Annotated in this window: 19 protein-coding genes; 10 read left to right on the forward strand and 9 right to left on the reverse strand. The window is 64.2% G+C overall.

The window, feature by feature from the left end:
* The 4 genes from H8S57_RS10480 to H8S57_RS10495 all read left to right on the forward strand — a co-directional run bounded on the left by H8S57_RS10480 (window position 1) and on the right by H8S57_RS10495 (window position 4,228).
* Entirely contained in the window at window positions 1–1,302 is a 1,302-nt protein-coding gene (locus tag H8S57_RS10480) for a dihydrolipoyl dehydrogenase family protein (RefSeq protein WP_186908033.1), read from the forward strand.
* A gap of 86 nt (window positions 1,303–1,388) precedes the next feature.
* A complete protein-coding gene (locus H8S57_RS10485) occupies window positions 1,389–2,558 on the forward strand; it encodes a 5'-nucleotidase C-terminal domain-containing protein (protein ID WP_186908034.1) in 1,170 nt (389 codons plus the stop codon).
* A 131-nt stretch (window positions 2,559–2,689) separates the two neighbouring features.
* Window positions 2,690–3,598: a tRNA (adenosine(37)-N6)-dimethylallyltransferase MiaA gene (gene miaA, locus H8S57_RS10490; protein WP_186908035.1), complete on the forward strand. Its 909-nt coding sequence runs from the start codon at window positions 2,690–2,692 to the stop codon at window positions 3,596–3,598.
* Window positions 3,599–3,694: 96 nt separating this feature from the next.
* On the forward strand, window positions 3,695–4,228 hold the full coding sequence (locus H8S57_RS10495; protein WP_186908036.1) for an HDIG domain-containing metalloprotein: 534 nt from the start codon (window positions 3,695–3,697) through the stop codon (window positions 4,226–4,228).
* A 64-nt stretch (window positions 4,229–4,292) separates the two neighbouring features.
* Here the strand turns inward: H8S57_RS10495 and H8S57_RS10500 are convergent, their stop codons facing one another.
* From H8S57_RS10500 to H8S57_RS10520, 5 genes are all read right to left on the reverse strand, one after another.
* Entirely contained in the window at window positions 4,293–4,754 is a 462-nt protein-coding gene (locus H8S57_RS10500) for a hypothetical protein (protein WP_186908037.1), read from the reverse strand.
* On the reverse strand, window positions 4,741–5,343 hold the full coding sequence (locus tag H8S57_RS10505; RefSeq protein ID WP_186908038.1) for an ECF transporter S component: 603 nt from the start codon (window positions 5,341–5,343) through the stop codon (window positions 4,741–4,743). Before H8S57_RS10505 ends, H8S57_RS10500 begins: the two co-directional genes overlap by 14 nt.
* A 194-nt stretch (window positions 5,344–5,537) precedes the next feature.
* The gene (locus tag H8S57_RS10510; RefSeq protein WP_186908039.1) at window positions 5,538–5,954 is read right to left on the reverse strand and encodes a DUF3842 family protein; all 417 of its coding nucleotides are present in this window, start codon (window positions 5,952–5,954) and stop codon (window positions 5,538–5,540) included.
* 146 nt (window positions 5,955–6,100) lie between these two features.
* Window positions 6,101–6,907 (reverse strand): DAPG hydrolase family protein, encoded by an 807-nt coding sequence (locus tag H8S57_RS10515; RefSeq protein ID WP_186908040.1) that lies wholly within the window; start codon window positions 6,905–6,907, stop codon window positions 6,101–6,103.
* Between the two features lie 235 nt (window positions 6,908–7,142).
* The gene (locus tag H8S57_RS10520) at window positions 7,143–8,048 is read right to left on the reverse strand and encodes a LysR family transcriptional regulator (protein WP_186908041.1); all 906 of its coding nucleotides are present in this window, start codon (window positions 8,046–8,048) and stop codon (window positions 7,143–7,145) included.
* Between the two features lie 122 nt (window positions 8,049–8,170).
* Between H8S57_RS10520 and H8S57_RS10525 the strand changes: the two genes are divergently transcribed.
* The gene (locus H8S57_RS10525; protein WP_186908042.1) at window positions 8,171–9,100 is read left to right on the forward strand and encodes an AEC family transporter; all 930 of its coding nucleotides are present in this window, start codon (window positions 8,171–8,173) and stop codon (window positions 9,098–9,100) included.
* A 95-nt stretch (window positions 9,101–9,195) separates the two neighbouring features.
* On the opposite strand, the gene rbr is transcribed toward H8S57_RS10525, so the two are convergent.
* Both rbr and H8S57_RS10535 read right to left on the reverse strand, forming a co-directional pair.
* A complete protein-coding gene (rbr, locus tag H8S57_RS10530; RefSeq protein ID WP_186908043.1) occupies window positions 9,196–9,789 on the reverse strand; it encodes a rubrerythrin in 594 nt (197 codons plus the stop codon).
* A gap of 106 nt (window positions 9,790–9,895) precedes the next feature.
* Window positions 9,896–11,113: an NADP-dependent isocitrate dehydrogenase gene (locus H8S57_RS10535; protein ID WP_186908044.1), complete on the reverse strand. Its 1,218-nt coding sequence runs from the start codon at window positions 11,111–11,113 to the stop codon at window positions 9,896–9,898.
* A 217-nt stretch (window positions 11,114–11,330) separates the two neighbouring features.
* Between H8S57_RS10535 and H8S57_RS10540 the strand changes: the two genes are divergently transcribed.
* The 3 genes from H8S57_RS10540 (at window position 11,331) to H8S57_RS10555 (ending at window position 16,052) form a co-directional block, all read left to right on the forward strand.
* Window positions 11,331–12,662, forward strand: coding sequence for an MATE family efflux transporter (locus tag H8S57_RS10540; RefSeq protein WP_369807612.1), 1,332 nt, complete (start codon window positions 11,331–11,333; stop codon window positions 12,660–12,662).
* A gap of 396 nt (window positions 12,663–13,058) precedes the next feature.
* Window positions 13,059–14,072: an aspartate--ammonia ligase gene (gene asnA, locus H8S57_RS10550; protein ID WP_186908046.1), complete on the forward strand. Its 1,014-nt coding sequence runs from the start codon at window positions 13,059–13,061 to the stop codon at window positions 14,070–14,072.
* A gap of 273 nt (window positions 14,073–14,345) precedes the next feature.
* Window positions 14,346–16,052, forward strand: coding sequence for a C69 family dipeptidase (locus H8S57_RS10555; protein ID WP_186908047.1), 1,707 nt, complete (start codon window positions 14,346–14,348; stop codon window positions 16,050–16,052).
* A 73-nt stretch (window positions 16,053–16,125) separates the two neighbouring features.
* Here the strand turns inward: H8S57_RS10555 and recQ are convergent, their stop codons facing one another.
* Window positions 16,126–17,940 (reverse strand): DNA helicase RecQ, encoded by a 1,815-nt coding sequence (gene recQ, locus H8S57_RS10560; protein ID WP_186908048.1) that lies wholly within the window; start codon window positions 17,938–17,940, stop codon window positions 16,126–16,128.
* A 440-nt stretch (window positions 17,941–18,380) separates the two neighbouring features.
* Between recQ and H8S57_RS10565 the strand changes: the two genes are divergently transcribed.
* Window positions 18,381–19,835, forward strand: coding sequence for an MBOAT family O-acyltransferase (locus H8S57_RS10565; protein ID WP_186908049.1), 1,455 nt, complete (start codon window positions 18,381–18,383; stop codon window positions 19,833–19,835).
* Window positions 19,836–19,843: 8 nt separating this feature from the next.
* The gene (locus H8S57_RS10570) at window positions 19,844–20,842 is read left to right on the forward strand and encodes a hypothetical protein (RefSeq protein WP_186908050.1); all 999 of its coding nucleotides are present in this window, start codon (window positions 19,844–19,846) and stop codon (window positions 20,840–20,842) included.
* 94 nt (window positions 20,843–20,936) lie between these two features.
* Here H8S57_RS10570 and H8S57_RS10575 read toward each other — a convergent pair whose 3' ends face one another.
* A complete protein-coding gene (locus H8S57_RS10575; protein ID WP_186908051.1) occupies window positions 20,937–22,421 on the reverse strand; it encodes a DUF1846 domain-containing protein in 1,485 nt (494 codons plus the stop codon).
* Between the last annotated feature and the right edge of the window lie 97 nt (window positions 22,422–22,518).

The raw sequence follows: 22,518 nt of genomic DNA on the forward strand, positions 1-22,518 counted from the left end.
ATGTACGATCTGTTGGTCCTCGGCGGCGGCCCCGGCGGCGCGGCGGCCGCCCGCCGGGCGGCCCAGGCCGGCAAGTCGGTCGCCCTCTTCGAGCCCCGGTCCATCGGCGGCACCTGTCTGAACCGTGGGTGCATCCCCACCAAGGCGCTGCTCCACGGCGTCGGGCCCGGCTGCGATTTCGCGGCCCTGGCCGCGGAGAAGGCGCGGGTGGTGGATACCCTGCGCGCCGGCATGGAGCGCCAGCTCGCCTCCGCCAAGGTAACGCTCATCCCCCATCCGGCAACGGTCACCGGGGCCCACACCGTCGCGGCGGGGGGCGTGCGCTATGAGGGGGAAGCCATCCTCGCGGCCGTTGGCTCTGTTCCCGCCCGCCCGCCCATTCCCGGACTGGATCTGCCCGGCGTGGTCACCAGCGACGAGCTGCTGGAAGACCTGCGCCCCCGGGAGCGTATGATCATACTGGGGGGCGGCGTCATCGGGGTGGAGCTGGCCTGCGTGTGGGCCGCCGCCGGGTGCCGGGTGACCATTTTGGAAGCTCTGGAGCGCATCCTGGCCAACCTGGACCGGGAACTGTCCCAGAGCCTGACCCTGCAGCTGAAACGGGACGGTGTGGAGCTTTTGACCGGGGCGCACGTGACGCGCATCTCCCCCGGCCTTACCGTGCACTTTACCCACAAAGGCGCGGAGCAGACCGCTCAGGCGGAGACCGTGCTGGCCGCCATGGGCCGCGTCCCCGCTACGGCGGGATTGTTCGCAGGCGTGGAGCCCGCCATGGAGCGGGGCTTCCTCCAGGTCAACGAGCGCTTCCAGACCTCGATCCCCTCCCTCTACGCCATCGGGGACGCCATCGGCGGGGCCATGCTGGCCCACAAGGCGGAGGCGGAGGGGTGCGCGGCGGCCGACCTGCTGCTGGGCCGGGCCCCCGTCCGCGGCGTGTCTCCCGTCCCCGCCTGCGTGTATACCGATCCGGAGATCGCCCAGGTGGGCCTGACCGCCGACGACTGCAAGGCACGGGGCATCCCTTTCGCTGCGGGCAAATGCGTCATGGGCGGCAATGGCCGCACCCTCATCGCGGGCGGCAAACGGGGCTTTCTCAAGCTGGTGTTTCACGCGCAGACCCACGCCCTGCTGGGGGCCTGTCTGTACTGCTGCCGGGCCACCGATCTGATTTCCGAGCTGACCCTCGCGGTGACCCTGGGCCTGACGGCGGAGCAGCTGCTGCGCCCGGTACGGCCGCACCCCACCTTTTCCGAGGCCGTCACCGAAGCCGTGGAAGCCGGTCTGGCGGCCCTGACGCGCTGAATGGGCCGGGCTTCAAGTGGGAATCGACATTTCCGGCAAGCTGTGCTATGATACTCTTATACACCGTTTGAAAAGGAGCGATTCCAATGCGCAAACATGTTTCCCGGTTCCTGCCGCTTCTGCTGGCGCTGGCGCTGCTGACGGCCCCCGCCGCCCTGGCCGTGGGGGAGGACGTGCCCGGCCTGCCCCAGGCCAGCCTGACCGACACCGCCGCGCTGGACCTGATCAACCAGGTGCAGCTCTCCGCCGCCGGGGCGGACGTGTCCGCCGCCGCCCTGACCGGCGACGCGCTGCCCCAGTCCCTGAGCGCCGACGACCTGGCCGGCGTCTGCTCCGCCAACGATACCCTGGTGCGCGTCACCGTCACCGGGGCGGAGCTGAAGGCCTATCTGGAGTGGGCCGCCGCGTGCTACAACCAGTGGAACAGCGGCGATATCGGCATCTCCTTCCAACCGGAGCGCCCCGCCCATACCCGGGACGTGTTTGCCGGCGTGGACTACGAGCTGGACCTGTCCAAGCCCGCGGGCGAGCGGGTGCAAACCGTCCGCTTCCGGGGCGCGCCCCTCAGCGACGATCAGCAGCTGAAGCTGGTCGTAAGCAGCGAGCGCTATGCCGTACAGCTCAAGGGACAGTCTCTGATCTCCGGCGAATACGACTGGTCCAGCCGGCAGACGCTGGGCGCGCTGATCTCCGACTATCTGGCCGGGCATGCGGCGCCCGCGGCGGCGGACGGCAACTGGAGCATCACCGGCGTGGACCTCTCCCTGGACAGCGCCGAGCGGGCCACGCTGGTGGCGCTCATCCGCAGCGGCCAGCTGGAGACGCCCTATGCCAAGAGTCTGAACCTGAACCACTACGAGGTAAAGAACCTGCTGGCGTCGGCCAACAACGTAAAGCTCACCGATTTAGACCAGTTCGGTACCGCCGCCTCCTTTGCGGACGCCGACGGCGTCCCCTACTTCCGCCTGCGGGACCTGGCCTTCCTCTTTACCGGCTCCAAGGACCAGTTCAACGTGCGCTGGGACGGCAAGGTGGTGGTGCAGCGGGGCCAGGCCTATGACGGCGGCGTACTCCCCCTGCCCTGGAGCATCCCCGCCTCTGCCGCCGCCGTACCGCCCGCAGAGATCACGGTCAGCGTGGACGGCGCCGATGTGCGCGTATCCGCTATCGCGGTGGACGGGCACTACTACCTGAGTGTGGAGGGGGTCAACGCCCTGTTGGGCACCTCCGCCACGGTGCAGGACAAAACGCCGTGATCTCCGCGCGGCGGTTTCCGATGGCTTTCTCCTTTGGTTTGACAAACCGGCCCGGCGGCTTCTTGCCGCCGGGCCGGTTTTATGCTAGAATGATATCTCAGCGGATCATTTTGTGGAAAGAAGGTGGGCGCATGCCCCTGCCGAAACTGATCGTGGTCCTGGGGACCACCGCCTGCGGCAAAAGCGGGCTGGGGGTGGAGCTGGCCCGCCGTTTTGACGGGGAGATCGTCTCCGCCGACTCCCGGCAGGTGTACCGTGGGCTGGATCTGGGCACCGGGAAGGTGACGCAGGCGGAGCGGATGGGGGTGGCGCACCACATGCTGGACGTGGTGGACCCCAACCAGAGCTATTCCGTGGCAGACTTTCAGCGGGGGGCCTATGACGCCATCGACGCCATCCGCGCCCGGGGCCGCACCCCCTTTCTGGTGGGGGGTACGGGGCTGTATGTCCGCGCAGTGACCGAGGGCTTTACCTTTACCGACGCCCGGCCCGATCCCGCCCTGCGCGCCCAGCTGGAGCGCAGGACCACCGCCGAGCTGTACGCGCTCTACCAGGCCCGGACCGGGAAAACCCTCGCCGGCGGGGAGGAAAAGAACCGCCACCGGCTTCTCCGCGCTCTGGAAAAGCTCTCCGCCGGGGCGGTGGAGACGCCCCCCTGTCCCCGGTATGACTGTCTGCTGCTGGGCATGACCTTTCCGCGGGAGTTGCTTTGCCGCCGCATCGACGAGCGCCTGCAGCGGCGCATCGACGACGGGATGATCGAAGAGGTCGCCAACCTCCGCGCGAATGGGGCCCGCGATCTCTTCCTGGAGGGGCTGGGGCTGGAGTACCGCTACATCCTGTGGTACCTCACTGGGCGCATTCCCACCCTGGACGCGCTTCAGGACGAGTTGGGCCGGGCGATCAAGCGTTTTGCCAAGCGGCAGATGGTATGGTTCAAAAAGGACCGGGATGTGCTCTGGCTGGATACGGCGGTCGATCCCCTCCCGCAGGCGGTGGCGGCCACGGCGGAATTTCTGGGGCGGCCTTCCCAATTCTGACCGAAAATCTTTACCAAATCATAATCTTTTCTCCGTGGCGTTTTTCGATTTGACCGGTATACTGGTTCCCAGAAACCGATCAAAGGAGATAACACCATGTGGGAGTTTCGCTACAAAAACGACTATCTCAACTGTGTCTACGATCTGATGGCGGACGCCGCCGTACAGTCCATGCGCCTGCTGCCCCAGCACCGCGCGGGCGTAAGCTGCTACCACCACTGTGTACTGGTAAGCTATTCCAGCTGGCGTTTGTGCCGGGCCCTGGGCCTGGACGGCCGGGCCGCCGCACGGGGCGGCCTGCTGCATGACCTCTATCTTTATAACTGGCGGGACAAGGCCAGCCATCCCGGCATCCGCCACGCTGTCCAGCATCCGGAGGTGGCGCTGAAGAATGCCAGGGCCCGCTTCTCTGTGACTGAGACGGAGGCGGACATCATCCGCTCCCACATGTTCCCCCTCACCCCGACCAGGGTGTATCACTGTCTGGAGGCTCTGGTCGTCAGCACCATGGACAAGCTCTGCGCCGCCGCCGAGCTGCTGGGTCTGGTGCCCTGGCTCACCGGCCGCCGCGCGCGCCCCATCTGGCAGGACGCAGACTGGGCTCCCGCCCCGCTGCGCCGGGCGGGCTGAACTGTTTTTGTTTATCTCTGCAAAAGCGCGGGCCGGATCGATTCCTCCGGCCCGCGCTTTTTTCTTATGGATCGGGCAGCAGGCCGGCCTCTACCACCCGGTAGGCCGGACGGTAGGCCGCCCGATAGGCCTGGGAGTGGGAGAGCGGGGGATAGCCCTGAGCGGCGTAATCCATCAGGTACCGTTCTGCCGCCGCCCGACCGAAGGGCAGCCTTCCCTCCCGCGCCAACGCCCGCAGGACGTCCAGCCGCTGCAGCAGGCCCTCCAGGCTGCCCCGGCTGCGCTGCGCCGTATCGGCAAACCAGCCGTTGAGCTGTTCCGGCGTAATGCCATGCTCCGCCAAAGCGGCCAGGTGCACCCGTACCAGTCCGCCGCCGATCGTCTCCGCCAGCGGCGCGCCCGGCCGCTGGCGGACGCCCGCCAGTTCCGTTTTCAGCCGCGCCAGGCTCTCCCGCCGGTCCCGGATCAAGTGCCCGCCGGCAAACTCGCTCTGATAGGCCAGTTTGACCGCATCACGCGGCTCCATCCGTGGATAGCGCGTCCCGTGGTCCTGCAGCGTCCCGCTCCAGGTCTCCATTGAGCATCATCCCTCCCTTTTTCAGCGCCATCACGATCAGCGGGATGAGCACGATATGGCAGACGATGCCGGGCACGGCGTTGATGACCGCCCCCGCCCAGAAGGCGGAGAGCGGGAATTCCGTGTGCTGGAGCCCCGCGATACAAAAGCGCGCCGCACCCCAGACGATCCGCCCCAGCACCATAGCAGCGAGCAAGCTCACATAAAGATAGGGCGTGCGTTTGGGCAGCAGCCGGTACAGCGCCCCCGAGCAGGCGCCGTAGGCCGCCAGCTCAAAGGCCATGGCGACGCTGGTGAGGATAGGGGGCATACCGAACAGTGCGGTGCGCAGCAGCGGCGCCACAAAGCCAACCGCCAGTCCCCAGGGCCAGCCGCAGACGAAACCGCACAGCAGCACGGGGATATGCATGGGACTCAGGGCACTGCCGATTTGGGGGATCTGCCCGGTGAGGAAGGGCAGCGCCAGGGCCAGCGCCAAAAACACGCCGGAAAAGGCCAGGCGTCTGATCTGGATGTGGATGGGATGTTTCTTTTTCATAAAACCTCCTTGCATCAAAAGAAGGCATTGCTTTTTCTCCACGAAAAAACAATGCCTTCTTAGCATTTCCTTCAAAAGCGGAATGGGTGCCGATCGGGTGCAGCGGACGCGCGTGCCGGGACTTCTGTCCCCGGGGCCCGGCTTCGTGCCGGAAACCTCTTCGTAATGTAGTATAGCAGGTGCGCCCCCGGCTGTCAATCCCGGCCGTCCAGGGCTTTCTCCAGTTCCCCCAGGGCGCTCTGCAGCAGGGCGCTCACCGAGCGCTCCTCCACCCCCGCTACGATGGAATCGCAGCGGTTGAGGGGAATGAGGATCTTTTTGGCCCGGGCCTGACCCACGGCCACCGCCATAGCCGGGGAGATCTCCCCCAGCAGCGCATCGGCCACTACGATCCCAAGCGGGCCCAGTATCACATCGGCCCGGCGGCAGGCCACCGCCACGGCGTTCTCCCCGGTAGCCGCCTGCTGGGCGCCGCCCTTGAGCATGGCGGCAGTGGCCATGCTGTTGGTGCCCACGGCGATCACCGCCGTCTCCGGGAAGCGCTCCCGGATGCACCGGATCAGCTGCTGCCCGATGCGGCCTCCCTGCCCGTCGATCACCAGAACCTCCATATGCGCCCTCCTCTCGTATTGCTTCTATCCTACCACACGTCAGGCCCGAGTGCAATCGCAGCATCCGCCTGCAAAACGGATTCCCCCGGGCCGGTGGGTTTTACCGCCGGCCCGGGGGAACGGGCAGCTTCTGTGCGCAGACGATCTCAGAAGGGCTTATCCTTCTCCTCTGCATAGAGGAACGGCAGGATGGAAGCCAGGTTGCTGTATTCCTTGATGTTATGCCCATAAAGGGCGCGGGGGCCCGCCTCGGGGACGCTGACGCCGTCGGGCAGGAGCTTGACGATCTCCCCCTGTTCGTTGGGACCGTAGCCCATCCAGAACCGGGAGCAGAACAGGATCCCCCCCTCGGCCTGTTTGGCGACGTGGGTCATGACGGCCGGGGTGCTGCCCACGCCGTAAGCGCACACCATGGCCTGGCAGGCGGGGGTGCCGATCTTCTCCAGACGGTAGCCCAGCTCGGACGGTTTGCAGAAGCAGAGCAGCAGCGGATCAGGGCCGAAGCCGATGTCCTCCACGATGTCGTGCTTCACACCCCAGGTCTTCTGGGCCGTCGGGACGGCGGGGTCCTTTACGTAGTCGGGCCGGTCGGCGCGCGCGTGCCAGTGGTCCTCCGGGTCCCACAGCTTGTAGCGCAGGTCGGAGGTAACGCTGTGCCAGCCGAACCACCAGTTGAACATCTCGGCGGTGACCCCGGGCATGAAGGTGGTGTTGGCCACAAAACCGGTCCCGTCGGGCGCCACGCAGAAGCCGTTGTCCAGGCCGGGCACATCGGCGTCCTGAAAACGCCCGCGCGCTGCAAAGGGCAGGGCGGCGGCAGGATCGGCGGCGGGGCCGTTCCAGATGTCCAGCTTCTCCTGCGGGATGGGAGCCAGCGGCTTATGGAAATATTTAGCGTAGGGAAGCCGCTCCTCCTCCGCGCTCAGCTTGGGGCGTTCCAGTTCCAAAGGCATAAGGATCCCTCTTTCCGTTTGATTTGCTATGCAAACGCACAGCAAACTGGCCATGTGCCGCCTGGGGCGGCACGGCCTGAAATCAAAGCGCGTGGACCGGGACGGCCTACATGCGCAAAAACTTCATGCGTTGTCCGTTTTGCCTATGATCGTGGTGCGCCTGCCGCGCATGAAGTTTTATGCCTTTATCATAAGTTATCCGGGGTTTTTTGTAAAATATGAGTTTGGAACGTTCTTATTCCAGTTTGGGATGGTCCTCCCCCAACAGCGTGAGCAGCCGGGGAATATTGGGGTTTTCATTCCGCTCCCGCCAGACGGCCACCCGGTCGAACGCGTCCCCGCCCGGCTGATCCTCCTCCGCCAGCGGCAGGAAGACCAGTCCCGGGTGGTCCCGGTATTGGAAGTCCCCCATCAGACCGTAGGCGTCGTCGTGGACCTGGAGCTGGAGCATCATGGACTCATGGCTGGTATGGCGCAGGGAGCGCCGGGGCTGGAACTGCTTTTCCGCAAAAAAGCGCATCATGTTCACATAGCCGTTGGGCGTCACGTCGGGGCGCATGGTGTAATAGGTCAGCTCCGCCAGATCCTTCAGGTACAGCTGCTTTGCTCCGGCCAGGGGGCTTTGGCTGCCCAGCAGCACATACATACGCCCCCGTCCCACGGTGCGCCGGCGCAGGTGGGGGCGGTCCAACAACTCAAAGGCCATGGTGAAGGCCACGTCCAGATCCCCGCCCTCCAGCCGCTCCAGCAGCGTCCCGAATTCAAACCAGTCCAGGGAGAGCTCCACCCCGCTCCAGCAGGCATGAAACCGCCGCGCCAGCGCCACGATCTCCGTGGGCACGACGCTGAAAGCGCCCAGAGCCAGCCGTCCGTGCTCCCCGCCCTGTTCCCCCTGCAGGGCGGTCCGGGCCGCGTCCATGCGGCGGAGGATATCCACGCTGTCCCGATAGAAGCCTTCTCCGGCCGCCGTCAGGCGCACCATGCGGGTATCCCGCAGAAACAGCTGTGCGCCCAGTTCCCGCTCCAGCTGATTGATATGCTTGCTGACCGCGCTCTGGGCGATATACAGCTCCTTGGCCGCGCCGGTGAAGGAACCGTGATTGGCCACGGCGACAAAGGTCCTGAGCAGCTTGCTGTCCACGTTCTCCCCCTCTTCCGTCCCGGGAATCCTGTCATCCGAAAAAGGGATTTCCCTTTTCCGGCAAAATGTGCTTTAATAAATAGTAACTGATTTTTCCCCCGAGCGCAAGGAGGTCTCATCTTTTGCTGTCCAATCTTTTGACGGTCACCGGTCAGGTCGGCACCCTGTTTTTGATGATGGGGGTGGGCTTTGCCTTGGCAAAGCTGGGCAAGCTTACCGAGCAGGCCAGGGGCCAGCTGTCGTACCTGCTGCTCTATATCGTCTGTCCCTGCGTTATGGTAGACTGCTTCCAGGTGGAACGCACCCCCGATCTGGTGCGGGAGGTGGCGCTGGGCGCGGCGCTGGCCACCGTGTGCTACGTGGTCTATCTGTTGATTGCGCTTTTCTTTTTTCGCAGGGAGTCTCCCGACGTGCGGGACTGCCTCCGCTTCGGCACGGTATACGGCAACATCGGCTTTATGGGCATCCCTCTGGTCCAGTCCATTCTGGGGGCGGACGCCGTCATCTACGGCGCGTTGTCCCTGGCGGCCTTCAACCTGACGCTTTGGACCCTGGGCGTTTTGGTCATGGGCGGGAAGCAGGCCTTTTCCGTGAAAAAGGCGGCCGTCAATCCAGGCGTCTTAGGCCTGGCGGTGAGTCTGCTCCTCTTTCTGGGCAACGTGCGCCTGCCCGCGGTGTTGGGCAGCGCCGTCTCCTTCCTCAGCGACCTGAACACGCCTCTGGCCATGGTGGTCATCGGCGGACAGCTGGCCTGTGCCGACCTGGCCGCCACCTTCCGGCAGGCGCGGCTGTATCTGGCCTGCTTTCTGAAGCTCATCCTCGTCCCGGTTCTGACGCTGCTGGCGCTGCTGCCGCTGCGGCTTTCGCCGGGCCTGTACTGCGCGCTGGTGCTTCTCTCCGCCACCCCGGTGGCGGGCACCACCAGCCTCTTCGCCCAGCAGTTTGGCCGCGACCCCACTCCCGCCGTCCAGTTCATTACCCTGTCCACACTGCTCTCCATCCTCACCCTGCCTCTTTTCGCCGTAGCCGCGAAAATGATCAGCGGATTCTAAGGCCCGTTTTCAAACAGGCCCGGCTGAGCAGAGCGCCTGTATTCAAAGGAATACAGGCGCTCTGCTCAGCCGGGCTTAGGGGCGGCGGACCGGGTTTATTCAAAGGGGGCCAGTTCCCAGCGGATGAAATATCCCTGAGGATGCTTGCAGACGGGACAGACCGCCGGGGCCATGGTGGCGTCGATGATCTGTCCGCAGTTGAGACACATCCACTTCACTTCCACATCGGACACAAAGAGCTTTCCCTGTTCCAGCAGGTCCGCAAACCGGCCGAACCGGTCGCCGTGGGTCTTTTCGATCTCGGAGATCATGGAGAAAGTATGGGAGATCTCCTCGAACCCCTCCTCCTTGGCGGCCTTGGCAAAGCCCTTATAGTCGTGATCCCACTCCTGATACTCGTTGTGCTGTGCCGAGCGCAGATGCTGGAGCAGTTCGGGGTAGAGCTCGACCGGATAGGTGCCGTCGATCCGCAGATTTTCTCCGGAGACGCTCTGGAGCAGGTTATAAAAGACCTTGGCGTGGGCCCGCTCCTGGTTGGCGGTAAAGGTAAAGATCCCCTCAATGACCTGCAGGTTCTTTTTCTTGGCCAGTCCGGCGGCAAAGGTATACCGGTTGCGGGCCTGGCTCTCTCCGGCAAAGGCCCGCAGCAGGTTGAGCCGGGTCTCGCTCTGTTCAAAGGCAATGGACATACGGCGTTCCTCCTGTTCTATGAATATGGAAAGTATGTCCACCTCCGGGGGCGGTTATGCGCAACCGGCGCCGGGCTCACGCCCGGCGCCGGTTGCGGCGGTTTTCTCACGCTTCCAGCTGCTTTTCCAGCCGCAGCTTGATGGACTGGAGGAACACGCCGGTGTCTACGGCTGTGGCGGGCGTCTCGCCTTCCCACAGTCCGGCCAGGTCCTTCGTCATGATTCCGCTCTCGATGGTCTCGATGCTGGCCCGTTCCAGCTTGTCGGCAAACTCCCCCAGCGCGGCGATCCCGTCCAGTTCGCCCCGCTTGCGCAGGGCCCCGGTCCAGGCAAAAAGGGTGGCCATAGGGTTGGTGGAGGGGTTTTCTCCCTCCAGATATTTATAATAGTGCCGCGTGACGGTGCCGTGGGCGGCTTCGTACTCATACTTCCCGTCGGGGGAGACCAGTACGGAGGTCATCATGGCCAAGCTGCCGAAGGCGGTGGAGACCATGTCGCTCATCACATCGCCGTCGTAGTTCTTGCAGGCCCAGATAAAGCCGCCCTTGCTGCGGATGACCCGGGCCACCGCATCGTCGATGAGGGTGTAAAAATAGGTGATGCCAAGCGCTTCGAACCGGGCCTGGTACTCCTTCTCAAATATCTCCTGGAAGATATCCTTGAAGGTATGGTCGTACTTTTTGGAGATGGTGTCCTTCGTGGAGAACCACAGGTCCTGCCGGGTGTCGACGGCATACTGGAAACAGGAGCGCGCAAAAGAGACGATGGAGCTGTCCTTGTTGTACTGCCCCTGGAGCACGCCGGCACACTCAAACTCATAGATCGTCTGGCGGAAGTCCCTGCCGTCGGCCCCGGCAAAGACCAGCTCGGCCACGCCGGGGCCCGGCACCCGGTATTCGGTGGCTTTATACACATCGCCGTAGGCATGACGGGCAATGGTGATCGGCTTCTTCCAGGTCTTCACCACCGGGGAAACGCCCCTGACCATGATGGGCGCGCGGAAGACCGTACCATCCAGAATGGAGCGGATGGTCCCGTTGGGGGACTTCCACATCTCGGTAAGCTGGTACTCCTCCACCCTCTGCTGGTTGGGGGTAATGGTGGCGCATTTGACCGCCACGCCGTACTGCTTGGTGGCCTCGGCCGCCTCCACCGTCACCCGGTCGGCCGTCTTCTCCCGCTCGGGCAGGCCCAGATCAAAGTAGACCGTCTTCAGTTCCACGTAGGGCAGCAGCAGTTCTTCTTTGATCTGCTGCCACAGGATCCGGGTCATCTCGTCCCCGTCCATCTCCACCAGAGGGGTGGACATCTGAATTTTTTTCATGGGCTTCTCCTCGGCTTTCCGATTGATTTCGATGGGACAAATTATACCGCCTCCCAGCCCAAAACGCAAGACTTCCTCAGGATTGCTTCATTTTTGGTTGTTTTGCCCGTTGTGCTTGCCGCCCTGAGCCGATATACTGTTCTTTGTCTATCGGAGGCTGCTGGCAACGCCTGACCGCGCGGGCCGGCGGCGTCGTCAAAAGGCCTTTTTTGAGAGGATGGTTGCGCTTTTGTTTGACAACAAGTCCCTGAAAAAACTGATTGTCCCCCTGATCATCGAGCAGTTTCTGGCCGTCATGGTGGGAATGGCCGACATCATGATGGTCTCCTCCGCCGGTGAGGCGGCGGTATCCTCCGTGGCGCTGGTGGACCTGATCAACGTGCTCATCATCAACATCTTCGCCGCCCTGGCCACCGGCGGGGCCGTGGTCTGTGCCCAATCCATCGGCGCGGGGCATCTGGACCAGGCCAACCGCTCCGCCAACCAGCTGGTATACATCGTCTCGGCCATCTCCGTCGCGTTGATGGTCCTGGTGCTGCTGTTCAGCCGTGCGCTGCTCGGCGTGCTCTTTGGGCAGGTGGAGCCTCCGGTCATGGAGGGGGCTATTACTTATTTCGTCATCTCCGCCCTGTCCTACCCCTTTATTGCCGTCTACAATGGATGCGCAGCCTTGCTGCGGTCCATGGGCAATTCCCGCGCCTCCATGTATGTCTCCGCCCTGATGAACGGTCTGAACGTGGTGGGCAACGCCATCCTGGTCTTCGGGTTTTCCATGGGGGTGGCGGGCGTCGCCCTGGCCACCCTTGTTTCCCGCGGGGTGGCCTGCGGGATCATGATGGTGCTGATGCACAGCCGCCGCAATCCCGTCCGGGTCGCCCAGCTGCTCCGGTTTCGCCTGGACGGGCGGCTCATCGGAAAGATCCTGCGCATCGGCGTGCCCAACGGTCTGGAAAACAGCGTGTTTCAGCTGGGCCGGGTATTGCTGGTGAGCATGATTTCCACCTTCGGTACCGCTCAGATCGCCGCCAACGCCGTGGCCAACAATATCGACAGCTTCGGGATCATTCCCGGGCAGGCCCTGGGGCTGGCCCTCATCACGGTGGTGGGGCAATGCGTAGGCGCACGGGACTGGGCGCAGGTGCGCGCTTACACCAAAAAGCTGGTGAAGATCGCCTACTGCTGCATTTGGGGCCTCAACGCCGTGCTGCTCCTGCTGCTTCCGCTCATCCTGCGCATCTACAACCTGTCCGATGCGGCCAGGCAGTACGCCTTCCTGCTCATCCTCATCCACAACGGCTGCGCTATGGCCCTATGGCCCCTCTCCTTTACGCTTCCCAACGCGCTGCGGGCCGCGGGAGACGTAAAGGTGCCCATGGTCATCTCCATGGTATCCATGGCCGCCGTGCGTCTGGTGGGCAGCTGGCTGCTGGGCGTCAAGCTGGGGCTGGGGGTGGTGGGCGTATGGATCGCCATGGTCGCGGACTGGGTGGTGCGGACCATTTGCTTTCTGCTGCGGGTGCGCCAAAAGCTCTGGAAGGAGCATCCATGAGCCGCTCGGCATAGGACGGCCGAGAGCGCTTCACCGCCGGCGTGCTGCCGGAGACGGAAACAGAGCCCGGCGCTGTGACCTATACTGTACGTCGGGGGATACCCTCTGGGCCATCGCCAGAGACACGGCGCCACCGTGGCCGCCCTGGCGCCGCTCAACCGCATCGCGGACCCCGATCTCATCGTTCCCGGACAGGTTTTGGAGCTTCCCGCCTAACACCGCGCGCCGTCCGGAGGCAATCTCCCTCTGGACGGCGCCTTCCTTTTCCGGTATAATGCAGTTAGCCTTGTTGGAACGATGGAAACGGGCGCCGTTTTGGGGCCGAACCGCCCTGCGTTTGGGCGGTTTGCCCGGTTGCAAACAAGGCGTAACTGGTACTGCAAAGGAGTGTCCGGCATGTTACAGACCGTCATCCCCCAGGGGTATGCCCCCCGTCTCAATCTCTACGACACCCAGAAGGCCATCGGCCTTTTAAAGCGCCTGTTCGAGGATACCCTGGGCGGCGCGCTCCACCTGCGAAGGGTGTCCGCTCCGCTGTTCGTGGAGGCCTCGACCGGTCTGAACGACGATTTGAACGGCGTGGAGCGGGCCGTGTCCTTTGATATCCCCGCCGCCGGGCGGGAAGCCCAGGTGGTCCACTCTCTGGCCAAATGGAAGCGCATGGCGCTCTACCGCTACCAGTTTTCCGTGGGCGAGGGGCTGTACACCGACATGAACGCCATCCGCCGGGACGAAGAACTGGACAACCTGCACTCGGTCTACGTGGACCAGTGGGATTGGGAAAAGGTCCTGGCCCCCCGTGACCGGAACACCGGCTACTTAGCGGATACGGTGCGCACCATCGTGAGCGCCATGTGCCAGACCCAGGACACCCTGCGTTCCGTCTTTCCCCAGCTCACCGCCCTGCCGCCCCTGGATGGGGAGGTATCCTTTGTGACCGCCCAGGAGCTGGAGGACCTCTGGCCCGGCCTGTCCCCCCGGGAACGGGAGGACGCCTGGGTAAAGGAGCATCCCACCACCTTCCTGATGGGCATCGGCGGCGCGCTCAAATCCGGCAGGCCCCATGACGGCCGGGCGCCCGACTACGACGACTGGGATCTGAACGGGGACATCCTGCTGTGGAACCCGGTGCTGGAACGCGCCTTCGAGGTCTCCTCCATGGGAATCCGCGTGGACCCCGCCGCGCTGGACCGGCAGCTCACCGCCTCCGGCTGTGACGAGCGCCGTGCGCTTCCCTTCCACAAAATGCTGTTGGAGGGCAAGCTGCCCCTGACCATCGGCGGGGGTATCGGCCAGTCCCGTTTGTGTATGCTCCTTCTGGGCAAAGCTCACATCGGCGAGGTCCAGGCCAGCGTTTGGGATGAACAGACCATTTCCGCCTGTCAGGAAGCAGGGGTCATCCTGCTGTAATCGAATCCGCTATCGTTCCCACCGGCGCAGAAGGCTCTGCGCCGGTGTTTCTTCTGCCGGTTCACTTGTGCGCAGCAGGAAGACACTTTCGTTTTATGCAAAGATATTCCTTCGTTTGGCTTGACTTTCCGTTTTTTCTGTGCAAAAATACTTCTATCAGCAGAGGGGTTCCCCTCTGTATTGTGCTTTTTGCCACATGGAAAAGGAGGCGATCATCTTACAACCGTCCCCCGTGCGCGTACAGATCATCAAAAGGAGAGGAGAACTAATCTCATGAAAAAATCCATTCGGCTGCTTTCCATCGTCCTGGCTGGCGTCATGCTGCTGAGCACCAGCGCGCTGGCCTGTACCGGCGTCTATGTCGGAAAGGACGTGAGCGATCAGGGCACCTACATCATCGCCCGCAGCGAAGATCAGGGCCAGAGCGATTACAACAAGATGTTTCTTGTGCAGCCCCACGTGGACAACGTGCCCGGCCGCTATATTGAGGATACCGCTACCGGCTTCCGGATCCCCCTGCCCGCCACGACCTACCAGTACACCTATGTGCCCGACTACACCCGGGGCGACGACGGCATGTACCCCGGCTCCTGCACCAACGAGTATGGCGTAAGCGTCACCGGCACGGTCTCCACCTCTACCTGTGACGCCTGGCGCTCCGCCGATCCCTTTATCGAGCCCGGCCTGCGCGAGGCCATCCTGGCCGCCGCCGTGGCCGCCGTGTCCAAGACCGCCCGCGAAGCGGTGGACGTGCTGCTGGGCTATGTGGACGAGTATGGCTCGGAAGAGGGCAATACCGTCATGATCAACGACCAGAACGAGGCCTGGTACATCGAGATCTACAGCGGCCATCACTACTGCGCCATGAAGATGCCCGACGACAAGGTGGCGGTGTACGGCAACCAGAACATGATCGGTCTGGTGGACCCCAACGCCACCGCTGAGGACGGTTACATCTATTCCGACGGCCTGTTCGACCTCATCGACGAACTGGGGCTCGCCGTCAAGGAGGGCGAGCTTTACCACCTGGCCAAATCCGTCACCAACAATACCCGGCGGGACTCCAGCAACATGCGCAACTGGGGCGGTATGAAGCTTCTGGCGCCCTCCCAGGCGGGCGAGTATGATACCGACACCTTCTATCCCCTGTTCTATTCTCCCGACGAGAAGGTCAGCGTACTGGACGTCATGGACATCTACCGCAACCGCTATGAGGGGACCGAGCTGGACGTGACGCTGGAAGGCCAGACGGGCAACCGCGTCATCGGCACCCCCAATTCCTCTCAGATCCACATCCTCCAGACCTTCCCCGAGTGGCCCGCCGCGTGCGCCGCCATCGACTGGATCGCCCTGGGCAACACCGAGCACTCCGTGTTCATCCCCTTCTTCTCCGGCATCACCGATACGGCCGCGGCCTACAAGGTGGACGGGGACACTTACGATCCCGCCGGCGCCTACTGGAAATTCAAGCGCCTGTGCACTCTGGCCGAGCTGGACCGCTCTCTGTACAGCCAGAGCACCCGCGCCTTCTGGAAGCAGCAGGAACAGCTGATGTACGACGAGATGATCCAGGCCGCTCCCACCATGATCGCAAAATACGCCGAAAGCACCGAGGCCGGCGCGGCCTACGTCACCCAGCTGGGCATCCAGATGGCCGAGCGTGAGATGAAGTATGCCGACAACCTGTATGCCAAGCTGTTCACCGCCGTGATGCACAATACCGGCCGTTCCGCGGAGCGTGTGGCCGCCTTCCTGGCCGACGTGCCCCTGCGCCAGGTGGCCGAGAGCAAGGGCTACACCGTCACCTGGAACGGCGCCGACAATTCCATCACCATGACCAAGGGCTCCGTCAGCTACACGGTGACGCTGGAGAGCTACGACTGCAAGGTGGCCGGCGGCGAGACCATCGAGCTGACGCATTATGTTTACAGCCGGGACGGCGTTACTTACATCCCCATGGACTTTGCCGACACCCTGTAATCCGCCCGACCCCCGACCGCAAGAAAAAAAGACCGCTTCGGCGGTCTTTTTTTCTTGCGGCCGATGTGCGTGTTCAGGCCTTTCGCAGCTCCTCCAGGAAGGCCGCGCCATAACGCTGAAGCTTTGCCTCCCCCACGCCGGAGACGTTCAGCAGCTCCCGCTCGGTCTGAGGGCGCTTGGCGCACATGTCCCGCAGAGCGGCGTCCGAGAAGACCACATAGGCCGGCAGGCCCAGCCGCCGTGCCAGTGCCGCGCGCACCGCGCGCAGGCGGCCAAACAGCGCCTCGTTTTCCGGGGCCACGCCGCTGGGCCTGCCCGTGCGGCGCGCTTCTCCGCCGGAACCGGACGCCCGCATCGTCACGCGGGAATCCCCCTCCAACACCCGGCGGGCCGCCTGCCCCAGCCCCAGCACCGGGTATTCCCCCTCGCTGCGGACCAGGCAGCCCTGGGCGATCAGGGCCCGGATGCAGTCGTTTACATGCTCCCGGCTCTCCCCCTTCAGCACGCCGTACCCCTCCTGGTGATTCAGCCCCCATTGGCGCAGCTTCCGGCTGTCCGCGCCCCGGACCAGATCACAGATGGTGCTCATGCCGAAGCGAGGCCCCAGCCGGGCCACACAGCGAAGGATAGCCGCCGCCTGGGCCGTCACATCCACCGCTTCCTGCTGCTCCAGACAGTTGCCGCAGCTGCCGCACCGCCCCGGCGGCGTTTCTCCGAAGTACTCCAGGAGATACCGGCGCAGACAGTCCCCGGTGTGGCAGTACCCGCTCATCCTGCGCAGGCGGGTGTAATCCCGTCTGCGCACCTGCTCCAGCTGTGCCTCGTCCAGCGCCTCGTTCTCCCGGTCCTGCTGAATCAGAAAGCGTGCGGTCTGCTCGTCGGCACTGCTGTAAAGCAGCACGCACTCCGCCTTCTCGCCATCCCGGCCGGCCCGCCCCGCCTCCTGATAGTAGCTCTCCATATCCTTCGGCATGTTGTAGTGGACCACATAGCGCACATCGGATTTGTCGATCCCCATGCCGAAGGCGTTGGTGGCCACCATGACCCGGATGCGGTCCCAGAGGAAGTCCTCCTGGCTCCTTCCCCGCTCCTCCTGCTCCAGTCCCGCGTGATAGCGTCCGGCGGGCACGCCCTCGGCCTTCAAAAGCGCGCACACCTCCTCCACCTTCTTCCGGGTGGCGCAGTAGACGATGCCGCTGTCCTCCCCGTGCCGCTTTACAAACTCCAGCAGCCAGGCGCGCTTGTCCTGCTCCCGGCCATGGCGCACCGCAAAAAACAGGTTGGGCCGGTCAAAGCCGGTGACGATCTCGTAGGGGTCCCGGAGCTGGAGCAGCTCCCGCATGTCCCGCCGCACGGCCTGGGTGGCAGTGGCGGTGAAGGCCCCCACCACCGGCCGCCGGGGCAGCCGGGCGGCAAAATCGGGGATCTCCAGATAGTGCGGGCGGAAGTCCTGCCCCCACTGGGAGACGCAGTGGGCCTCGTCCACCGCCAGCAGGGCGATCTCCGCATGCAGGGCAAAGTCCAGAAAACGCTCGGTCCCCAGCCGCTCCGGGGCCACGTAGATCAGCTTATAGCGCCCGGCCCTGGCCCGTTCCAGCGCCAGGGCGTACTGCCGCTCCGTGAGGGCGCTGTTGAAAAAAGCCGCCGGGATGCCCGCCTGCACCAGCGCCGCCACCTGATCCCGCATCAGGGAGATCAGGGGCGAGACCACCAGGGTGATCCCCTCCAGCAGCAGCGCGGGCAGCTGGAAACACAGGGACTTGCCCGCCCCTGTGGGCATCACCGCCGCCACATCCCGGCCGGAGCAGAGGGCGGAGACCACCGCCTCCTGCCCCGGCCGAAAGGAGTCATAGCCAAAATAGGTTTTCAGGGCCTCCAACAGTTCCATAGGTTCTTCTCCTTTTCCCGCATTCGCCCTGTAAGAGTACAATACATATTGGACAGTCGAATATGTATTGGACTCTTACACCGGGTCTTCCGGCCGCGGGGCGGCGGACGCTTGTCTCCGCCGCCCGTTTCTGTTCTGCTTAAAAAGGCGGACAGAACGCCGCCTCGGTCGGAACCAAGGGGGTATGCGCATGTACCGGGTGGTCATCATCGACGACGAATCCATGATACCGCCCGCTTCTCCCAGGTATTCAAGAAGCTGGAGGGCGTTTCCGCCGGAGACTGGCGCAACCTCCACTGTGGAACATAAGCCGGCCCCGCCCGTTCCACAGGCGGGCCGCAGCTTGCCATTTGGCGTTCCATCGGTTACAATCATATCAGCTGAACCGACTCCATTCCCGCAGATACGCGCGGCGTCGCCCGCAAGAAGGAGGGTATGACTTGAATTTTCTCTCCCCCGCCTTTTTTCTCTTTTTCCCCGCTGTGGCGCTGTGCTTCTTCCTGCTGCCCCAGCGGGCGCGGCCCTGGTGTCTGCTGGCGGCCAGCGCCCTGTTCTGCCTATGGGCGGGGGTGGAGTGTCTTCTCTTCCTGCTGTGCGCAGCCCTGGTGACCTATGCGGGCGCACGGCTGCTGGAGAACCGCTCCCAGCGGGGCCGGCGGGCTGTTCTGATCCTGGCTCTGCTTCTCCTCTTCGGCACCCTGTTTCTCTTCAAATACCTCTCCTTTACACTCTCCCTGACCCAGCGGCTGCTGGCCCTGACGGGCCGCCCCTGCTCCATTGCATCGCCGGAGCTGATCCTGCCGGTGGGTATCTCCTTCTACCTGTTCATGGCGGCGGGCTATCTCATCGACGTGTACCGGGGGGACCGGGCGGCGCAGCGCAGCTTCCCCCTGCTGGTCCTCTTCCTGTCCTTTTTCCCCCATCTGGTCTCCGGCCCCATCGACCGCTCCGGTCTGATGGATCTGCTCCGCACGCCCCCCGCCTTTGACTATGACCGCTTCCGCGCCGGGCTGCTGCGGTTTTTGTGGGGCGCCTTCAAAAAGCTGTGCATCGCCGACCGGCTGGCCATTCTGGTAAACGCCGTTTTCGCCGCGCCGGAACAGTTCGGCGCGCTGCAGGTGTTCGCCGCGGCCTGCGCGTTTTCGGTGCAGATCTACTGCGACTTCTCCGCTTACTCCGATATGGCTCTGGGCGTCGCCGGCGCCATGGGCATCCCCCTGATGGAAAATTTCCGCACCCCTTATTTCTCCCGCTCCATTGGGGAGTTCTGGCGGCGCTGGCACATCTCCCTGTCCTCCTGGTTCCGGGACTACCTGTACATCCCACTGGGCGGAAGCCGCAGGGGCTCCGGGCGGAAATACTGCAACATCCTCATCGTCTTTGCCGTCAGCGGCCTGTGGCACGGGGCCGGGCTCACCTTTCTGGTCTGGGGGCTGCTCAACGGGGCCTACCAGGCGGCGGGCGGCCTGACGGCGGGCCTGCGCAGCCGCTGCCGCCAGGCCCTGGGCCTGCGGGACGACTCTCCCGTCACCCGATGGTGGCAGATGCTGGTCACCTTCCTTCTGTCCACGCTGGCCTGGGTCTTTTTCAAGGCCGCCTCACTCTCCTCCGCCCTGGCGGTGCTGCGCGGCATGGTCTCCGGTCCCCTGCTGGTGCGCCCCATCCTGGCAAACACCGGTCTGGACCGGGGCGAATGCCTGGTGGCCCTGCTCTGCCTTGCGGCGCTGTTGGCGGTGGACCTGCTCTCCCTGCGCCGGCGCGTGTGCGAGCGCTTTTTGACCCTGCCCCGGCCGCTCCGGTGGGTCCTGGTGCTGGCTCTGCTGCTGACGGTGGCGGTCTTCGGGGTCTACGGCACCGGCTATGACGCGCAAGACTTCATCTACTTCAAATTTTAGGTGGCGCTATGAAGAACGGAAAAGAACGGATCTTTGCCGCCGCCTTCGCGGTGCTGGCGGCGCTGCTGCTTGGACTGGCCGGGCTGGCTCTGCGTCCGGCACGCGTCAACTACGGCGCGGTGTGGGGCCCCTATCGCGCCGAGCCTGCAGACAGTCTGGACTATCTGTACCTGGGCAGCTCCTACGCCTACTGCGACGTAAACCCCGCCCTGGTCTACGACGCGTCCGGTCTGACCGGCTACGTGCTGGCAGGTCCGGAACAGACCCTGTCCCAGACCTACTACTACCTGAAGGAGGCCCTGAGGACCCAGTCCCCACAGGCGGTGATCCTGGAGGCCTCCGCCCTGCACTTCGCCCGCTATCAGAGCTACACCCAGATCAACGTCGGCTATATGCCCTTTTCCCGGAACAAGCTGGCGGCCATCTTCCGGGCTTCTGAGCCGGAGCTGCGCACCGGGCTGCTCTTTGAGCTGTACTTTTACCATGACCGCTGGAAGCAGGTCTCCCCCGGCGACGTTCTGGACACGTTCGCTCCGGACCGGACCGACCTGCTCAAAGGCTACACCGCCGTGGACGGACTTGCCTCCGGGCTGGAGGACGGGCCCTTTCGGCGTCCGACGCAGGAGGAGGATCTCTATCAGGAAAACCTGGCCTGGCTGGGAAAGATCCTGACCCTGTGCGAGCAGGAGGGCATCCTGCCCCTGGTGGTCTTCCACCCCACTTACAGCCGCTTCGCTCCGCAGGTCTACACCCAGATCGCCGCCGATGTGGCGGCCTTGTCCCCATCGGCCCTCTGCCTGGACTGGAGCGGCGACTTTGCTTCCGCCGGCCTGGACCCGCTGACGCATCTCTACGATGCGGGGCACCTGAACCGGGCGGGCGCCGCGCGTTTTTCCGCCTGGCTGGGCGTATATCTGACGCGCGACGCAGGCCTGACGCCCCGACCCCAGACGGCGGAAAATACCGCCGCCTGGCGACAGGCCGCGGATGTTTGGAAGGCATCCTGAGCAACTGCCGGGCGGCGGCCGCTTTTGCGGCCGCCGCCCGGCAGTTGCTCAAAAACGTCTCGCAGCGTGCGCCCCAACGGGCCGCACCCCCGCGCTATTTATGATAGAGCTTGTTGGTCTCATAGGTGGGCTCGCAGGTCAGGCGCAGGCCCAGCTTGCCGTAGATGCCGGTATCCACCGGAGAGAGGATGACCGTGGAGTGGGCCTCGCAGCCCCGCAGCCGGGCCAGCTGGTCCAGCGCCCGCTTGGCCAGGGGGTTGGTCGTGGCGGAGATCGCCAGGGCGATCAGCGTCTCGTCGCTGTGCAGGCGGGGATTGTTGGACCCCAGGTGGCTGACTTTGACCGATTGGATGGGCTCAATGGCCTCCGGTGAGATCAGGTGGGAGCCGTGATCGATCCCTGCCAGGCGCTTGAGGGCGTTGAGCAGCGTGGCGGAGGTGGCCCCCATGAGGGCCGTGGTCTTGCCGGTAACCACCTCCCCGCCGGGCAGCTCAATAGCGGCGGCGGGGTTTCCGGTCTCCTCCGCCACCCGGGCGGAGGCGGCGATGACCGGCCGGATGGAGGCGTCCACCTTGGCCTGCTGCATGATCAGCTCCAGCTTGTACACCAGCTCGTCGTCGGCCTGACCGGTCCGGCGGTCGCACAGGGCGGCGTAGTACCGGCGGACGATCTCCTGCCGCGCGGCGGCGCAGACCGCTTCGTCATCCACGATGCAGCAGCCCGCCATATTCACCCCCATGTCGGTGGGGGACTTATAGGGGCACTCCCCCATAATTTTTTCGAACATGGCGGAAAGCACCGGGAAAATCTCCACATCCCGGTTATAGTTCACCGTGGTCGCTCCATGGGCGGCCAGATGGAAGGGATCGATCATGTTTACGTCCCCCAGGTCCGCCGTGGCGGCCTCGTAGGCCAGGTTCACCGGGTGCTGGAGGGGCAGATTCCAGATGGGGAAGGTCTCAAACTTGGCGTAGCCCGCCTTGACGCCCCGCTTGTACGCATGGTAGAGCTGAGAGAGGCATACGGCCATCTTGCCGCTGCCGGGGCCGGGGGCGGTGACCACCACCAGGGGCCGGCTGGTCTCGATATAGTCGTTTTTGCCGTATCCCTCGTCGCTGACGATGAGGGGGATGTTATTGGGGTAGCCCGCAATGGGGTAGTGCAGGTATACCCGCATTCCCAGGCTCTCCATCCGGCGCTTGAAGGCGTCCGCCGCGGGCTGGGCGGCATACCGGGTCACCACTACGCTGCCCACGTACAGCCCCTGGCTCCGGAACGCGTCGATGAGGCGCAGCACGTCCACGTCGTAGGTGATGCCCAGATCCCCCCGGATCTTGTTCTTCTCGATATCGCTGGCACAGATGGCGATGACGATCTCCGCCTTATCGGCAAGCTCCTGAAGCATCCGGATCTTGCTGTCCGGCGCGAAGCCCGGCAGCACCCGGGAAGCGTGGTGGTCGTCAAAGAGCTTCCCGCCGAATTCCAGGTAAAGCTTGTTGCCGAACTGTCCGATCCGTTCCCGGATGCGGCTGGATTGGAGGTCCCGGTATTTCCCGTTGTCAAAGCCGATCTTGTCCATTGTATTCCATGCTCCTTTGCACACAATTCAAATTAGTATAGCACAAAAAGGGGAGCTTGAAAAGGGCTTGCGTTCCCTTGCCAACAGGGGCAGTATC

This window comes from Lawsonibacter hominis (assembly GCF_014287895.1).
Taxonomy (GTDB): domain Bacteria; phylum Bacillota; class Clostridia; order Oscillospirales; family Oscillospiraceae; genus Lawsonibacter_A; species Lawsonibacter_A hominis.

Coding starts and splice junctions, on each gene's coding strand:
- rbr (WP_186908043.1), bottom strand. CDS start 9,789: ATGTCCATTGCCTTTGAACAGAGCGAGACCCGGCTCAACCTGCTGCGG.
- H8S57_RS10570 (WP_186908050.1), top strand. CDS start 19,844: ATGAAGAACGGAAAAGAACGGATCTTTGCCGCCGCCTTCGCGGTGCTG.
- H8S57_RS10485 (WP_186908034.1), top strand. CDS start 1,389: ATGCGCAAACATGTTTCCCGGTTCCTGCCGCTTCTGCTGGCGCTGGCG.
- H8S57_RS10535 (WP_186908044.1), bottom strand. CDS start 11,113: ATGAAAAAAATTCAGATGTCCACCCCTCTGGTGGAGATGGACGGGGAC.
- recQ (WP_186908048.1), bottom strand. CDS start 17,940: ATGGAACTGTTGGAGGCCCTGAAAACCTATTTTGGCTATGACTCCTTT.
- asnA (WP_186908046.1), top strand. CDS start 13,059: ATGTTACAGACCGTCATCCCCCAGGGGTATGCCCCCCGTCTCAATCTC.
- miaA (WP_186908035.1), top strand. CDS start 2,690: ATGCCCCTGCCGAAACTGATCGTGGTCCTGGGGACCACCGCCTGCGGC.
- H8S57_RS10575 (WP_186908051.1), bottom strand. CDS start 22,421: ATGGACAAGATCGGCTTTGACAACGGGAAATACCGGGACCTCCAATCC.
- H8S57_RS10540 (WP_369807612.1), top strand. CDS start 11,331: ATGGTTGCGCTTTTGTTTGACAACAAGTCCCTGAAAAAACTGATTGTC.
- H8S57_RS10555 (WP_186908047.1), top strand. CDS start 14,346: ATGAAAAAATCCATTCGGCTGCTTTCCATCGTCCTGGCTGGCGTCATG.
- H8S57_RS10495 (WP_186908036.1), top strand. CDS start 3,695: ATGTGGGAGTTTCGCTACAAAAACGACTATCTCAACTGTGTCTACGAT.
- H8S57_RS10500 (WP_186908037.1), bottom strand. CDS start 4,754: ATGGAGCCGCGTGATGCGGTCAAACTGGCCTATCAGAGCGAGTTTGCC.
- H8S57_RS10515 (WP_186908040.1), bottom strand. CDS start 6,907: ATGCCTTTGGAACTGGAACGCCCCAAGCTGAGCGCGGAGGAGGAGCGG.
- H8S57_RS10480 (WP_186908033.1), top strand. CDS start 1: ATGTACGATCTGTTGGTCCTCGGCGGCGGCCCCGGCGGCGCGGCGGCC.
- H8S57_RS10505 (WP_186908038.1), bottom strand. CDS start 5,343: ATGAAAAAGAAACATCCCATCCACATCCAGATCAGACGCCTGGCCTTT.
- H8S57_RS10510 (WP_186908039.1), bottom strand. CDS start 5,954: ATGGAGGTTCTGGTGATCGACGGGCAGGGAGGCCGCATCGGGCAGCAG.